Origin of the sequence: Vagococcus vulneris (assembly GCF_003950515.1) — a bacterium.
GTDB classification, from domain to species: Bacteria; Bacillota; Bacilli; order Lactobacillales; family Vagococcaceae; genus Vagococcus; species Vagococcus vulneris.
Genome location: NZ_NGJS01000006.1, coordinates 61960 through 77646, shown reverse-complemented (window position 1 = coordinate 77646; position 15687 = coordinate 61960). Strand labels below are relative to the sequence as shown.

Here is a 15687-nt window from a genome sequence, read left to right as displayed (position 1 = left end):
AAATTAATTTAATTAATATTATCTTGCCAAGCCAATTGGTGAGAATAATGCATAAGTTAATAAAACAGCGACAATTGTAATAATGCCGACAATTTTGCCATATTTCCATTGTGTAATATCAACTTTCGTATTAAAGACAGTTAATTCAAAATTACCGTCAGGTTTAATTTTAGAAACTAAAAGCATCACAATTAAATCTAAGAAGAATAAAACACTTAATACATATAAGAAGTGGACATCTTTAAGTAACACTTTTGATAACGCATACAAAATTACATGCATTGAAATAGTAAATTTTGCGGCAAATGCTGTTGCTTTTTTTGAATAAAAAGCTAATAGTATAATAACTAGTAACGGCATATTATAAAGCCCGTTAAACTCTTGAACAAATTGATATAATCCTGCTGGTGCAAAAGAAATGAATGGTGCAATAATGATAGCAAATAACCCAACTGTAATCGTTGTCAATTTACCAAAACGAGTAATTTGTGCATCTGTTGCTTGCTTATTAATTTTAGTTTTATAAAAATCTAGAGAAAATAATGTTGCTGTTGAATTTAATGCACCTGCAAATGATGATAAAATAGCTCCAAAAATTACTGCGGCAAATAAGCCATACAATACTTCAGGGAATACTTCAGTAACTAAAGATGGATACGCATTATCTGCTTGTCCTAGCAAAGCATCACCAAAAACATTACGTGCCACGATACCTGGAAAGACTAAGAATAATGCACCGAAAATTTTAAAGAAACCAACAATAAACACACCTTTTTGTGCTTCTTTCAAGCTCTTGCCTGATAATGCTTTCTGAACGATCATTTGATTAGTACACCAGAAATATAAATTATTAAACATCATTCCAGTAAACAATGTTGGCCACGGTACAATTGCTGAATCAATCGAGCCAACCGAGTTTAGTAACCAAGGAGTATTGTCGACAATATGATCAATTCCACTGATAAAATTACCACCGCCTAGCAACATAACCCCTAAGGTTGGAACCAATAAACCACAAATTAATAAACCGAAACCATAAACAGTATCACTATATGCACTTAGACGCATACCGCCAATTAGTAAATATAAAATACCCACAACACCGATACAAATCGAAACCAAAATAATCGACGTGATTGGACGAATACCAAGTAGTTCATCTAGTCTAAAAATCTTATTAAAAACAAGAGCGCCTGAATACAAAACAACTGGAATAAAAGATGTCATATACGTAATAATAAACAGAGCTGAAATAATGCGCTTTAATGTTGCATCATAACGAATTTCTATAAAATCGGAGACAGTGTTAATTCCATATTTAAAATATTTAGGTAAAAATACTAAAGCCAGCATGACAATAGCAATTGCCGATGTAACTTCCCACGCCATAACTTCCATACCAGCGATGTAACTTTGACCATTTTGCCCTACTAACTGTTCCGTAGAGAGATTAGTCATGATAATTGAACCGGCAATCGGTAAGGCAGTCAAACTTCGACCACCCATAAAGAATCCTTCAGCATCCGTTACAGCAACACTTCTTGAGCGCCGATAAGCAAAAATCCAAACTGCAACAACTAGTACCAGAAAACTAATTAACGAGAAACTGTTCATGATAACACCTCTTTACTATATTTTTGTCACTTGCTTAATGTATTCACGTGCATTTTTAGCATAAATAAATGGATTAGCTAATTCTGGATCTTGTTCCGCTTCAACAACAATCCATCCACTGTAACCACTGTTTTTAATAGCTTGCCAAATTGGTGAAAAGTCTATCACTCCGTCTCCTGGAACTGTAAACACACCGGCTTTAACGCCATTTAAAAAACTCATACTTTGTTGTTTAACTTCTTCCATTTGTGCACGACGAATATCTTTAAAGTGAATATGATAAATTCGATGCTGATACATGTTATAAATTTCCAATGGATCCTCTCCAGAAAAAACCAAATGTCCTGTATCAAAAAGCAATGAAACTTTTTCAGGATCAGTATTATCCATTAATCGCTGGATTTCCTCTGTCGTTTGCACACCCGTTCCCATATGATGATGGTACACTATCCGCATATTTTTTTCCCTAGCAAGTTCACCTAATTTCTCTAGGCCTTCAGTTAAACGCTTCCATTCTTGCTCAGTGAATACCGGCTTTTCAGCGAAAACCGGTGTCTCCATTTGTCCTTGAACACTATGTCCTTGCTCTGACACTACAATAACTTCTGCTCCCATCGCATGAAGAAAATCACGATGTTTTATAAATTCTGCTTCTGTTTCTTCATACGGCTGTGTTGTTAAGAAAGCACTAAACCACGCACTAGCGACCGATAAACCTCTTGGTTCTAAATAACTTTTTAATACAGCTGGATCTTTAGGGTACTTATTGCCGATTTCAGTTCCTGTGTATCCTGCCAACGCCATCTCGCTGATACATTGTTCAAATGTATTGGCTGCTCCAAGTTCCGGCATATCATCATTTGTCCAAGCTATCGGTGCAATCCCTAATTTAATCGTCATATTATCGTTCCTCCATTTTAATAGCGGTTAGTTTACAACTTTTTCTTTTTTTACGCTTGTGCTTTCATTAAATCCTCAATCGCATCAACTGTCGGCATTGCTTCTGATGAGCTATGTTTGCTGACAACAATTGCAGCTGACGCACTGCCGTATTTAAGTGCTGTTTCAATATCTTTTCCTTGGCTCAAAGCATATATAAATGCTGCCGCATATGAATCACCGGCTCCGAAAGTTTTTAATACATTTGTTTTATAAGCGCTTGCACGATATTCCTTACCATCTTTCGTATAAGCATATGAACCTTGCACACCATGTTTAATAACAAGCAGTTCTGGCTGGTGTTTAAAAAGATAAGATACAGTGTCCTCGTTTTTACCACCTGTTTTATTCTCAAGCATATCGTACTCATCACGTGTACCAATAACAACATCCGATTGTTCTGCAACTAATGAGTAATACACTGATGTTTCCTCAGCATTCTGCCAAGTGTACGGACGATAATCTAACTCAAAAATGACTTGGACATCATTTTTACGCGCAATTGAAACAGCTTTCAAAATCGCCTCGCGCGATGGACTTTTAGCTAAACCTGTTCCTGAAACAACCAATATTTTTGCCGAAGTAATATAGTCTTCACTAACTTCTGCTGGTGTTAAATATAAATCAGCTACATCGTCGCGATACATCAAAATAGAACATTCTTCCGGACTTAAAATTTCCGTAAACGCTAAACCTGTTTTATGTCCTTCTTTATCAATTACCATCCCCGTTGTATCAATACCGACTCCAGCCATATAATTTTCAATAAAGCGGCCGTGCTGATCATCGGGAATCTTACCGATAAAACCGCAAGATAGTCCTAATTTAGAAGCCCCAATTGCAATATTAGCCGGTGACCCGCCGACATATTTACTAAATGTTAGCGTTTCCTCCATAGGACGATTATATTCTACTGCATTCAAGTCGACGCAAGCACGACCAATTGCAATTAAATCAAATTTTTTAGTTGTCATTCTATTATCCCCCGTTTATTTTCTAGATAAAATCCATTCATGATCTGGATCATTATGGAATTTCCATTTCTTGGTCGGCCCCGCCATAATGTTTAAATAATAACCATCATAACCATCTGGCACAGACACTGGATGGTATCCTTTAGGAACAATTACCACGTCCCCATTTTCAACAGCCATGGTTTCATCTAATGATCGATCATCTGTATATACTCGCTGGAACACAAAACCTTGTTTTGGATTCATTTCATGATAGTATGTTTCTTCTAAAAATGATTCATAAGGCAGGTTATCCTGGTCATGTTTGTGCGGCGGATAACTTGACCAATTGCCGCTATCTGTAAAGACTTCAACCACAATTAATTTATCTGACACAGGTGATTGATCATCCATAATATTATGCACCATTCGTTTATTTTGATAAATCCCACGCTTTTCAACTGTATTATTAGCTGCCGCGATTAATTGTGTAGGCAGATCAATTGTACTTGGTGCATAGCATAAAAGAATTCTTGCATTCGTTTGCGTGGTTATCTGCATCGTTTTTCCCGCGGATACATAAACACTATCTGTCGGGATTTTCTCAAAGACGTCTTCTCTTGTTCCTATCTCAGAAAAGACATGATTCCCTTCAGTGACTGTTGCCTTTCCAGTTAATACCACCGCACATACTTCTAGGTCTGTTAAAGTTTCTTCATAGACGCCGTCCGGTTCTAGCGTAATTAATCGTAATTCGATATATTCTAATCCACTGTTTTGTCTTGTCACTAATTGGTTTTCAAAAACATGCGGTCCGATTTCTTTTGAATATTGTTTTCTTTTTAAATCTACCAAAAAGAAAACCTCCTTTCCAAACACATCTATTAATAATTAATTTAACATTGCAGTTAAATATCTTCTCTTGAATATCTTGCTGTTACTACTTTATTTCGTGTATAGAATTCTAATCCTGCTTTACCATTAGCTGGTAAAGTACCAAAGAATGATGATTTCCAACCCGAGAATGGGAACATTGCCATTGGTGCTGGTACACCTAAATTAACTCCTATCATCCCTGCATCAATATTTTCTCTAAAGTATCTAATGGCTGATGCATTATTTGTAAATAGACATGCGCCATTAGCAAATTCAGACTGATTTGCAATCTCAATACCTTCTTTTAAGCCACTAATTTTAATAACTGATAAAACTGGTGCGAATATTTCATCTTTCCAAATATCCATTTCTGTTGTCACGTTGCCAAAAATCGTTGGACCGACAAAATATCCTTCCTCTGATACTTGACCACGTCCGTCATAAATTAATTCTGCCCCTGCTTCAATCCCTTTATCAATATATGATAATGTTCTAGTCAGATTTTCTTCACGAATAACCGGGCCTAAGAAAACACCATCATCTAAGCCGTTACCCATTTTTATGTCTTTTGCCGCGGCAACTAAACGTGTCATAAATTCATCATAGATACCTTCTTCTACCGTAACAACAGCTGCTGCCATACAACGCTCTCCAGCTGATCCAAAAGCCGCTCCAATAATTGCCGGAATACTATCATCTAAATTAGCATCATTTAAGACTATCGTATGATTTTTAGCACCTGTTAATGCTTGAACTCGTTTCAAATGTTTTGACCCTTCAGTATAAATATATTCACCCACTGGTTTAGAACCTACAAAGGAAATAGCTTTAATTAACGGATGTTGCAAGATGCCGTTAACAACATCATGAGCACCATAAACGATATTAAATACCCCATCTGGCAAGCCGGCTTCTGCAAGCAATTCAACAATTTTTTCCATTAACATTGGTGTTTTTTCTGAAGGTTTCATTACCACTGAATTACCTGTTGCAATTGCCATTGGGAACATCCAAAAAGGAACCATCATTGGAAAATTAAATGGTGTGATACCACCCACAACACCGACAGGATATTTGTAAACAGTTGCCTCAACATCCGTCGCAATCGATGACAAGCTATCTCCCATCATTAATGTCGGCGCACTAGCAGCAAATTCAACATTCTCAATACCACGTTGAACTTCTCCGTAAGATTCTGAAAGTGCCTTACCATTTTCTATCGTAACTAGACGAGCTAGTTCATCCTTATTGGCAATTAACAATTGATGAAATTTATATAAAATTCTTGCTCTTCTTGGAACTGCGACTTCTTTCCACAATAGAAATGCTTCATGTGCAACTTCAGCTGCTTGATCTAAATCTTTGCGTGTTGATAAAGGAACTTCACAAATCGGTTCTTTCGTTGCTGGATTTACCACAACTTCATACTTTTCTGTTGTACTTTGAACCCACTTACCATTAATGTAATTTTTTAATTGTCGCACGTTGTTTGACATAATTTCCTCCTCCGATTTAGTCAATAAAAATATTGTTAAATCTATGTTTTGATTAACTTATGATAAATATACAACAAAAAAGAGTAAGTGTCAACAAAACTTAACCATCTTTTGTTTAATTTAACCAACACACTCATAACTATTAGTTAACTTTTGAACTATATTCTTTAAAAGCGATTATATGACATTCCTTATATTATTTAAAAGGCATAGATATGCTAATCCTATTTTTTAAAATCTATTTTCTTTTGATCAATTACTCACAATAAAAACAAACTTACACAACACTTAACCATTTTTTGAAATCTATTTCATATAGTAATTTTTGTTTTACATAATGTGAAAACACTGATGTATCCTGCTGACATCCTTTGCAATATATACCATGTTAGATATATTAATAATAATTTTATTCGTTTAGCACAGTAATTGCTTGTCCCTGTTCCCCCAAGAAAGATGTTTGCTGAAAATCAACACAAACAAGACAATGAAGTACACTTAATGACCACTGAAGAAACGACACCTCGCAATATGAGGTATCAAAGAGGAGTTTAAGCACAATTTGGGTGGTACCACGGATTAAACTGATTCGTCCCAGCGGGTAAATGTAATTATCTGCTGGGACTTTTTTTTATTACAATTAATTAGGAGATGATTACATGACAACAAACATTATTAATGAGTTACTTTGGCGCGACGCAATTAATCATCAAACCGATGAAGCTGGTCTGCGAAAATATGTCAGCACTAACAACATTTCATTATACTGCGGAGTTGATCCGACTGGTGATAGTATGCATATTGGGCACTTGATTCCTTTTATGATGTTGAAAAGATTTCAACAATTCGGACATCATCCGTTTATTTTAATCAGCGGTGCAACTGGTACAATCGGTGACCCAAGCGGACGTACTTCCGAACGTCAATTGCAATCAATGGAACAAGTCCAACACAATGTTGATAAATTAACTGCACAAATGCGCAAATTATTTTTTGATAAAAACAATGAGCATGAATTAACGCTAGTTAATAACTACGATTGGACAAAAGATCTTTCTATTTTAGATTTTTTAAGAGACTACGGTAAAAAACTTTAATATCAATACAATGCTTGCTAAAGACATTGTATCTAGTCGATTAGAAACAGGTATTTCTTTTACGGAATTTACGTACCAAATCTTACAATCAATGGATTTCTTGCACCTATTCAAACATCATGATGTCCGCTTACAAGTCGGTGGTGCTGATCAAGCTGAAAAAGTTGCAACTGAACCACATAAACGCGAAGCACAAAAAACATTGGCTAGTGAAATGACTGTCTTTGTTCACGGTGAAGAAGCCCTAAATGATGCTTTAAGCATATCTGCAGCATTATTCTCTGGCGACGTTAAACAGTTATCTGCAAAACAAATTGAAGAAGGCTTTAAGAATATGCCATCTGCTTCTATCGGTAAAGAGACGATGAACTTAGTCGATTGGTTAATTGAAACTAAAGTCGAACCTTCAAAAAGACAAGCACGCGAAGACATCACAAATGGTGCCATCTATATTAACGGCGACCGCATCCAAGATTTGGATTTTGAAATAACTGAAGACATCTCATTTGATGGTCGTTTTATCATTGTCCGCAAAGGTAAGAAAAAATACACACTCATTAATTTAGTTTAATCTCTAATTAAAAGAGCACTTATTGATTTCATATCTGAATATCAATAAATGCTCTTTATTATATTTCTAATTTTATCTACAATTGATTTTTATCTCGTGTATATGTTAAGGCTGACAGACCCAAATTACCGTTTGTTAACTCTTCAATATGAGCCAGTGTTAATGCTTTTATTTTATCTGTTAGCAATTGATTGCGTTTGGTTAAATATCTCGTTAGCTCTTGATTTTTATAAGAAATACTCAATTTATCTGTTTCAGTAATAAAAGCATTGGCTTGACGTTGGCATTCTGTTAAATAGGCATTATTTGCTGTATGAGTTTCACCATAGTTTTGCTCCACCAATACGGCAATCATCCGTGCTCGCCAATAGGCTTCTCCAAAATTAAATGACAAGCTGGTTTGATTATAATAAGTTGATGTGTCATCTGCATTTGCATAAAATGGAACGTATGGATTAAATGCAGTTGGCGCACTATTTAACCATAGAACACCCGAAATATCTTCCGACACATGGTTTCTTATCTGAATAATATGTGACTGAGCTGTACGATTCATCGCAATCGGACGAAATGATGTTTTCTCAGCTAATGAGCCGTCTCCTAATTGGTCGTAAATAGTATCATTATAATGAGAACTCAATACATATCCGACATCTTCAATAGTTAATAATCTATTTGGTTTAAAAGTAAACGGCAAATCATTGCTGCTTGGATTTTCAGTTTTATGACCTAAATAACATTGACCATACCAGACTCTAGGTGTATTGTAACGACGATCTAAAGATGTGTTTGTTCCAAAAATATGCCGGAAATTCCATTCATCAGAATCTGGATTTAACGAATTTCTTTCAACAAATTCTTGAATACCATTTGAATAAAGAACATTATCTGTATTATTAAAATCAATTGCTTGGTGTGCTACTTGATTAGCAATGACACAACAATGATCTTCAGGAATTTTTGTTGCTATCCAATGGTGACCGCAAGGTATTTCCATATACCATACATCTTCATGGTCTGAAAAAATAACGCCATTTCCTTCACTTGAACCATATTTTTCAATCAGTTCCCCTAAATAAACCACACCTTCTCGGGCTGTGGTAATATAAGGTAAAACAACTGATACCATTGCATCTTCACCAATTCCATCAGCAACATAAGGGTCAATTGCTAAAACTTGGGCATTGCCATAAATACTTTCCGTAGCACTCATACCGACGTTCATTGAATTAATACCGGATTCACCAAACTCTCCTTCTTCAGCTAATTTGATGTTTGGAACTAGTTGATGGCGTAATCGACGACTAGGCAGCGGTATAGTGACACCTGTTACAACAGAGGTATAATCGACTGTTTGGTTATTCTCTTCAGGTACTACAATAAATTTCACTTCATCTATTGGCGATTCACTGTCAACATTACGAGCATTAAGTGTTGATCCGTCAATAGTTGCTTTCTTTCCTACAATAACTGTTGTACACAAAATAAACCCATCCTCTCCTGATATCTATCCGTTTTTAATATATGTTTTAAACGTTAATTTTGAAAAATCTAAACCTGCCGCTACTAAGTCATTCATAAACGACCTATTTTTTTCATACACCCATTCACCGATAACATTATTTTGAATAGTTAAGTATTCCGTACTGTCTTCGGCGGGATGAGCAGACACATAATCAATTGTCTTAGCAACATGATGATTCATCTCTTGTTGACAGTCATTGAGATGAGTTGCTAACATCGTTTTTAATTGCGGATAAGAACGCTCTACTAAAGCAGATATACTGCGAGTTATCCAAAACATATCATTTTCATCATACGTTAAATGAGTATCAGTATATCGCGGTGATGTATCTGTCGCATTAGCAAAAAAAGGAACAAACGGATTAAAAGCTGTCACACCGTGATTAAACCATAAAACCGCAGAAGCAGCCTCTGCAACATGACTATTAATTTCAATAATATGTGATGAAACTGTCCGATAAATAGAGATTGGACGATACAAAGTTTTCTCCAATGCTGTCCCTTCGCCTAAAGGGTCATACTTGGTTTCATTATAATGAGAGCTTAAAACTTGAGCAACATCTGCTTCACTAACTTGACGATTTGCTTTAAATAAAAACGGAAAGTCCATACTACGTGGATCTTCAGCTGATTGATCCAAGCCTAAAATTGTTTGACCAGACCAAACACGCGGATTGTTGTAGTGCATGTCATATGATGTCGCAGTACCAAAAATCTGTCTAAAATTCCAACCCTCTTGATGAGGATTCAAATGATTGGTTTCAACAAATTCCTGAATTCCAGGAGAATGTAAGAAATTCTCAGCATCTTCAAAATTAATTTCTTGTTGTGATGCTTGATTAGCAATCACTGCACACATATCATCAGGAATACGACTAGCAACCCAATGATGACCGCATGGTATTTCCATATACCACACATCATTTTTGTCAGAAAAAACAATACCGTTTCCTTCACATGAACCATATTTTTCTATTAAATGACCAGTAAATTCAACACCTTCTTTAGCGGAATGTATATACGGCAAAACAACAGTTAACAAAGAATCTTCAGCAAGACCGTTTTTTACAAAAGGATCTAAGGCTAAAACTCGTTCATTTCCATATAAACTCTCTGTCGCACTCATACCGATATTAGCTTCATTAATACCCGCTTCACCATAAATACCTTTTCCATCTTCCTTCATGGCTGGACAAGATTGATAGCGCAGTGCTTTTTTAGGCAACGGCATCGTAAACCCATTAATAGCAGACACATAATTGCCGCTCTGATTATTGTTTGCCGGTGTCACTAGAAATTTAATGTGAGGTAACGGTAATCCGGAATCATCGTTCCTCCCCATTATAGTTGCCCCATTGATAGACGCATTCTTCCCAACTAATACTGTGGTACACATAATTTAACCTCCAAGTATTTTTGACGTTACTTTATTATAACACTTTACACGATTATTGATTATTTTATGGTCAGAAAATTATATGTTATTACAAGTTTAATAACATATATATCTGTAATAAACCAAACATCTCTCTGTCCATTCCTTTTCTATAATTTAAAAATACAAATTTGGTTACTCAGTATTTTTTTAGTTTATCCTAAAAAAATATTACGGTTCACAAAACAAGCTTAAAAAGATCTATACAAAAGCATTTATAACGCTTTCTTTGTTTTTAATGCCTGATATTATCTATTTAAATCTATTATCAAATGCGTTATACTGTCTTATGAAAAGCATAGCAATTTTTTTGAAAGTTGGTGTATCATGAATAAAAAAGAAAAAAAAGAGACAGAAAAACTCTTTCAGTATGCGAATGGCCCTAGTCTTTCCGAAATAAATGATACTGTTGAGATACCAGAATCAAAAGATTTTTGGAAAAATTTACTAGCATTCTCTGGACCAGGTGCTTTAGTGGCTGTTGGTTATATGGATCCAGGAAATTGGATTACTTCCATCGGCGGTGGTGCTAAATACGGTTATCTGCTGATTTCAGTGGTGTTAATCTCTAGTTTAATTGCCATGTTACTACAATATATGGCTGCTAAACTAGGCATTGTCACTCATATGGATTTAGCTCAAGCAACGAGAAAACATACTGGTAAAAAACTTGGCATTACACTATGGGTTGTTACTGAGTTAGCCATAATGGCAACCGATATTGCTGAAGTTATTGGTGGTGCCATTGCTTTAAATTTATTATTCGGAATTCCATTATTATTCGGTGTTATCCTTACCATATTTGATGTTTTACTGCTACTCTTACTAATGAAATTAGGCTTTAGAAAAATCGAGGCAATCGTTATGTCGCTAGTAGCCGTTATCATGTTTGTTTTTCTCTACGAAGTAATCATATCTCAACCAAATATTCCTGATATGTTAAAAGGATTTCTCCCAAGACGTCAAATTTTAAATCACGGTCAACTAACAATGGCTTTAGGGATTGTTGGTGCAACTGTCATGCCGCATAATCTATATCTACATTCAGCAATCTCTCAAACCCGTCGTTACAAACGTGATGATGAAGAACACGTTGCGAGAGCAGTTAAATTTGCCACATGGGATTCAAACATTCAGTTATCTTTTGCCTTTGTCATTAATTGTCTACTATTAATTCTTGGTAGTGCTCTTTTCTTTGGTCACAGTGATGATTTAGGTACCTTTTCTTCATTGTATGATGCACTACAAAACCCAGCAATTGCTGGCGGTGTTGCAAGTCCTATTCTAAGTACATTGTTTGCAGTTGCTTTACTAGCATCTGGCCAAAACTCAACAATAACCGGCACACTTACTGGGCAAGTTGTTATGGAAGGTTTCATTCACATGAAGTTACCGCAATGGGCACGCCGTGTAATTACACGTTTATTTTCGGTGATTCCCGTTCTAATCTGTACAATTTATTTTGGTGGAGATGAAGTTGCTCTAGACAATTTATTAATTTACTCACAAGTTTTCTTGAGTATTGCTTTGCCTATATCAATGATTCCATTGGTTTATTTTACAAGTTCCGAAAAAATAATGGGCAAACGATTCAAGAATTCAAAATGGGTTAGTGTAGTTGCTTGGATTTGCGTTATTACATTAACTATCTTAAATATCCGACTAATTATCGAAACATTAACTTAATTTAAGCTGTCGTATATTTAAAATATACGACAGCTTCTTTTATTCTTTTACGCCACATTAGATACAGTGATGATAAAATAATTCTCTACATTAAAATCAAACTTGCTTCAAGGGATAGAAACTGTGAAAGAAACATCCCTATCTATTAAAGATATCATCAACTTAACGCTGTCGGGATTATTGAGTATCTTAGCAGAACGTACCATGTCGTTGAATAAAAATAGCCTAACCACCTACGTATGAATTATTTAATCTTCCTAAATCAAATTATATCAGTTTCAGCAGAGTATTCATTGTTTAAAAAGACCGACAGCACAAAGCTACTTTAATAGGTATTTACCACTTTTTTAGCTTCATTGCTATTTCCGACAGTTATTCAATCATTTAGAAGTATTCCACATGCCAATATGCAATTATATGGAGGAATCTAAGTAATCGTTTTGTAGTTTCACCTATTCTTATGCGATATACATTCAAATATACAATCTACTATAATTACACTATGAAAAAGGCACTTGTATGAGAGAAAACCAATGCTAACTTTGCTCATAAAAAAGAAATTAACTATGAAAATCAATGTTTTATGGCACATCCAAATTGAAGGAGCTAGAAACATCAAAGATTGGGTCGACATGTATCATACATCAACATGACATTTACACTTGCCATCCTTATCAATTTAGTAGTATTTTTGCCCACAACTGACGAAACAGACATGCTCGTCAGTTTAGGTGAACCTATAAAAGTCCAAATAATGATGTTGATTAGATCAAAAATGATATATTTCAACTACTTGATTATATATCACATTAAAATAAAAGGAGAATGACTGAATATACTGTCATTCTCCTTCTGTTTTATGATTAATAATAGCACTTTTAGTAATAGACGAATCTTCTACAACTAATTTTGCAATGATTCCTCTAATTATAATCAAAATTGATACATAAAAAATATTCTTAAACGAGTCTGATGTGACTGTTCGAATTAAATCACTAATAATCATGAATTGAATACTTAAAAGAATATATGAACTCAAATTTACCTTTTCGATATCTTTATGTAATGCTTTTTCGTGACCTTCTTTTTTTCTTAATTCAATCCGCACAAAATTAACGATACTTTTCAATCCACCAACAATTAAAATAAAAATCGCGATATAGTCGACTCCTTTTTCTATATATTCAACTAATAATGACATTACAAACCACCTCTCTATGTTAAATTGTATAATACATTGACTTATTTGTCTTTTAATAATCATTATTATCAAAACGACTTATCTATATAAACACCGATTGTAACATTAAGCTAGATAACTTAAAAAATTAATTTCAAATAAGTTGACAAATTTTTTATTCAATCTATTGCTTATAAAAGAAGTAACATTCAAAAATACATTGAATTATATAAAACACAATTGAGAGTATTTTTGAATTTTGTTATCCAAGATAATTTGTCTAGTATAATTTGATAATAATAAAATATAAACATTGAAAAACATATTTTTTTATATGGTATACTTAATATAGAAAGGGTGAATTTAATTTGTCTAAAACTATAATTTCGATAGGTTCAGTTATTAATCATCCCACTGTTCATGATAAAGATGTTACAGGTAGAGTAGAATTAATTTTGGAAAATACAGTAATTGTGAGAGATTCTGATGGTGACACTCATCTAGTAACAAAAGAGATATTAGAAGACGATGGTTTTTCAGTTGATGAAAAAACATACGTTTATCAAAATCATTTCACACGAAGTTAATTACATAGTAATAAAAAATGCCCCTAGAAATCTTCTGTGGGGCATTTTTTTATTATTAATAACTAAATCTTGATTAATTGCAACAAAGTACTAAAAAATTGCAACCAAATAAAAATTACTAACACTGTACTTAAATTCTTGTTAATCTAAAGTCATAGGAGAGGATAATAATGAAAATAAACATAAATCATATTTGGCAAGATTCAAAAAAGCCAAACACTATCGACATCGTTAGTCATCCCGTAAATAAAACAATTTTAGAAAAACTAGACACTTTGTTAAATGGAATTAATCAAATCAAAGCAACCGACATGATTAACAATCGAAATATATTGCTTAATTTGACAGAAATCGAAGCAATCACCGCTCTTAGCCATATGAGTCAAATAATAACAACCGAAGGAAAACGGTACTTTTTAAGTAAGCGACTGAAAGAATTAAACTATTTAGAGCAAGAATCTTTTTATCGAATTAATCAATCAACTATTATCAACCTAAATCAAATAAAAACATTCAATGTTGAAAAATATTCAAGACTAAATATTTCCATGCTAAGTGATAATAAGTACCTAATCAGCCGACACTACGCAAAAAATATTAAGGAGAGATTATCATGATAAACACATTAAAAAACAGTTTTACACAAGCCGCTCTAGGCAGCACTATTTGGATTACTATGTTAGCGACTCTACAATTTCATCAGCGGATAGTCCCATTCCACTTTATTTGGAATATTTTACTCATCGGCTTACTTATGGGTCTAGTCTTTGGAGTTATCTATCCATATTTGTGGCACTATTCAACTTTCAAGGCTTTAACTAATATCATTATCAGCACATGTGCCAATAACATTTGTATGTTTATTGGTCTCACTCTTTATTCAAGAGACATGCTGAATATCGTAATGCCCTATTGGATTGGTATTATTTTATTAACACTAATTGGTCATATCATTGGTTTTTACTTTTATTCAAAATATAAAAATAGTCAATTAACCAAAGAATTAAACCGATTAATCTAGCAAAAAGAGCGCTTCTCATGGTTGAGATGCGCTCTTTTTATGACTGTCTAAATAATTTTCCAATTAAATATTAATCTTGATATCTAGCTTTATCCACACATTTTTCCCAAATAACGACTTCTTTATTTTCAGATGCTAACGACTTCGGCACATCAATAATTCGCTGATTGCTGCTACCACGAAACTGAAGCGTTAAGTCACGCCGGCTTAATTCAAAGCGTCCATCTACTAAGATATCGATTTTCGACAATAATTCCAACTTATCATTGGTATCCTGAAGCAGTTCCTCAAATGTATAACCTGACCACGACCAGATATCTTTAGCCGTACCATACTTTTCACGAATTCGGTCAACTAACTTCAAACATACTTGTGTATTTAAAAATGGCTCTCCGCCTAATAAGGTCAATCCTTGAACATGATCATGACCCAAATCGGTAATAATTTGATCTTCTAATTCTTGCGTATATGGTTCTCCGTAATTGAAATTTTGAATAGCTTTATTAAAACAACCTTTACAAGCAAATAGGCAACCGCTGACATACAGACTGCAGCGAACCCCTTCCCCGTCAACAAACATAAACGGTTTATAATCAGCAATTTTATACTGGCTCCAATCAGCTGCTGACCACTCTTTTGGCTTTGGATTTCTCATACTTTTTACCCCTTTAGCTAAAAAAGAGACTAAGTTTAATGCCCACACTTAAT

At 34.4% G+C, this 15687-nt stretch carries 13 protein-coding genes and 1 pseudogene; 5 read left to right on the top strand and 9 right to left on the bottom strand.

Features of this window, described 5'->3' with window-relative positions; all coding sequences use genetic code 11:
* Nucleotides 1–18 precede the first annotated feature (18 nt).
* Genes CBF37_RS05580 through CBF37_RS05560 form a run of 5 tightly spaced genes read right to left on the bottom strand, consistent with a single transcriptional unit; the run spans nt 19 to nt 5878 of the window.
* On the bottom strand, nt 19–1614 hold the full coding sequence (locus CBF37_RS05580) for a solute:sodium symporter family transporter (RefSeq protein WP_125983767.1): 1596 nt from the start codon (nt 1612–1614) through the stop codon (nt 19–21).
* Between the two features lie 15 nt (nt 1615–1629).
* The gene (gene iolE, locus CBF37_RS05575; protein WP_125983766.1) at nt 1630–2514 is read right to left on the bottom strand and encodes a myo-inosose-2 dehydratase; all 885 of its coding nucleotides are present in this window, start codon (nt 2512–2514) and stop codon (nt 1630–1632) included.
* Between the two features lie 50 nt (nt 2515–2564).
* Nucleotides 2565–3527, bottom strand: coding sequence for a 5-dehydro-2-deoxygluconokinase (gene iolC, locus CBF37_RS05570; protein ID WP_125983765.1), 963 nt, complete (start codon nt 3525–3527; stop codon nt 2565–2567).
* Between the two features lie 15 nt (nt 3528–3542).
* Nucleotides 3543–4361, bottom strand: coding sequence for a 5-deoxy-glucuronate isomerase (gene iolB / locus CBF37_RS05565; RefSeq protein WP_125983764.1), 819 nt, complete (start codon nt 4359–4361; stop codon nt 3543–3545).
* A 53-nt stretch (nt 4362–4414) separates the two neighbouring features.
* Entirely contained in the window at nt 4415–5878 is a 1464-nt protein-coding gene (locus CBF37_RS05560; RefSeq protein ID WP_125983763.1) for a CoA-acylating methylmalonate-semialdehyde dehydrogenase, read from the bottom strand.
* 659 nt (nt 5879–6537) lie between these two features.
* Between CBF37_RS05560 and tyrS the strand changes: the two are divergent.
* Nucleotides 6538–7546, top strand: a pseudogene (tyrS, locus tag CBF37_RS05555) (tyrosine--tRNA ligase).
* Between the two features lie 76 nt (nt 7547–7622).
* On the opposite strand, the gene CBF37_RS05550 reads toward tyrS, so the two are convergent.
* Complete coding sequence (locus CBF37_RS05550; RefSeq protein ID WP_240626668.1) at nt 7623–9029, bottom strand: C69 family dipeptidase; 1407 nt, start codon at nt 9027–9029, stop codon at nt 7623–7625.
* Between the two features lie 24 nt (nt 9030–9053).
* Nucleotides 9054–10466 (bottom strand): C69 family dipeptidase, encoded by a 1413-nt coding sequence (locus CBF37_RS05545; protein WP_125983761.1) that lies wholly within the window; start codon nt 10464–10466, stop codon nt 9054–9056.
* A gap of 366 nt (nt 10467–10832) precedes the next feature.
* Here CBF37_RS05545 and CBF37_RS05540 point away from each other — a divergent pair, with 366 nt between their 5' ends.
* Complete coding sequence (locus CBF37_RS05540; RefSeq protein WP_125983760.1) at nt 10833–12191, top strand: Nramp family divalent metal transporter; 1359 nt, start codon at nt 10833–10835, stop codon at nt 12189–12191.
* Between the two features lie 841 nt (nt 12192–13032).
* On the opposite strand, the gene CBF37_RS05535 is transcribed toward CBF37_RS05540, so the two are convergent.
* A complete protein-coding gene (locus CBF37_RS05535; protein WP_165866648.1) occupies nt 13033–13392 on the bottom strand; it encodes a DUF1622 domain-containing protein in 360 nt (119 codons plus the stop codon).
* 347 nt (nt 13393–13739) lie between these two features.
* Between CBF37_RS05535 and CBF37_RS05530 the strand changes: the two genes are divergently transcribed.
* From CBF37_RS05530 to CBF37_RS05520, 3 genes are all read left to right on the top strand, one after another.
* Nucleotides 13740–13958: a hypothetical protein gene (locus CBF37_RS05530; RefSeq protein ID WP_125983758.1), complete on the top strand. Its 219-nt coding sequence runs from the start codon at nt 13740–13742 to the stop codon at nt 13956–13958.
* A 170-nt stretch (nt 13959–14128) separates the two neighbouring features.
* Nucleotides 14129–14575, top strand: coding sequence for a LytTR family DNA-binding domain-containing protein (locus tag CBF37_RS05525; protein WP_125983757.1), 447 nt, complete (start codon nt 14129–14131; stop codon nt 14573–14575).
* The gene (locus CBF37_RS05520; protein WP_125983756.1) at nt 14572–14979 is read left to right on the top strand and encodes a hypothetical protein; all 408 of its coding nucleotides are present in this window, start codon (nt 14572–14574) and stop codon (nt 14977–14979) included. Before CBF37_RS05525 ends, CBF37_RS05520 begins: the two co-directional genes overlap by 4 nt.
* A 70-nt stretch (nt 14980–15049) precedes the next feature.
* On the opposite strand, the gene nrdG is transcribed toward CBF37_RS05520, so the two are convergent.
* The gene (gene nrdG / locus CBF37_RS05515) at nt 15050–15634 is read right to left on the bottom strand and encodes an anaerobic ribonucleoside-triphosphate reductase activating protein (RefSeq protein WP_125983755.1); all 585 of its coding nucleotides are present in this window, start codon (nt 15632–15634) and stop codon (nt 15050–15052) included.
* Nucleotides 15635–15687: the final 53 nt, after the last annotated feature.

Bases quoted from the DNA above. Each gene is read 5' to 3' on its own strand.
- iolC (WP_125983765.1), bottom strand. From the start codon at position 3,527: ATGACAACTAAAAAATTTGATTTAATTGCAATTGGTCGTGCTTGCGTC.
- CBF37_RS05580 (WP_125983767.1), bottom strand. From the start codon at position 1,614: ATGAACAGTTTCTCGTTAATTAGTTTTCTGGTACTAGTTGTTGCAGTT.
- CBF37_RS05520 (WP_125983756.1), top strand. From the start codon at position 14,572: ATGATAAACACATTAAAAAACAGTTTTACACAAGCCGCTCTAGGCAGC.
- CBF37_RS05540 (WP_125983760.1), top strand. From the start codon at position 10,833: ATGAATAAAAAAGAAAAAAAAGAGACAGAAAAACTCTTTCAGTATGCG.
- CBF37_RS05560 (WP_125983763.1), bottom strand. From the start codon at position 5,878: ATGTCAAACAACGTGCGACAATTAAAAAATTACATTAATGGTAAGTGG.
- CBF37_RS05545 (WP_125983761.1), bottom strand. From the start codon at position 10,466: ATGTGTACCACAGTATTAGTTGGGAAGAATGCGTCTATCAATGGGGCA.
- CBF37_RS05535 (WP_165866648.1), bottom strand. From the start codon at position 13,392: ATGTCATTATTAGTTGAATATATAGAAAAAGGAGTCGACTATATCGCG.
- CBF37_RS05525 (WP_125983757.1), top strand. From the start codon at position 14,129: ATGAAAATAAACATAAATCATATTTGGCAAGATTCAAAAAAGCCAAAC.
- iolE (WP_125983766.1), bottom strand. From the start codon at position 2,514: ATGACGATTAAATTAGGGATTGCACCGATAGCTTGGACAAATGATGAT.
- nrdG (WP_125983755.1), bottom strand. From the start codon at position 15,634: ATGAGAAATCCAAAGCCAAAAGAGTGGTCAGCAGCTGATTGGAGCCAG.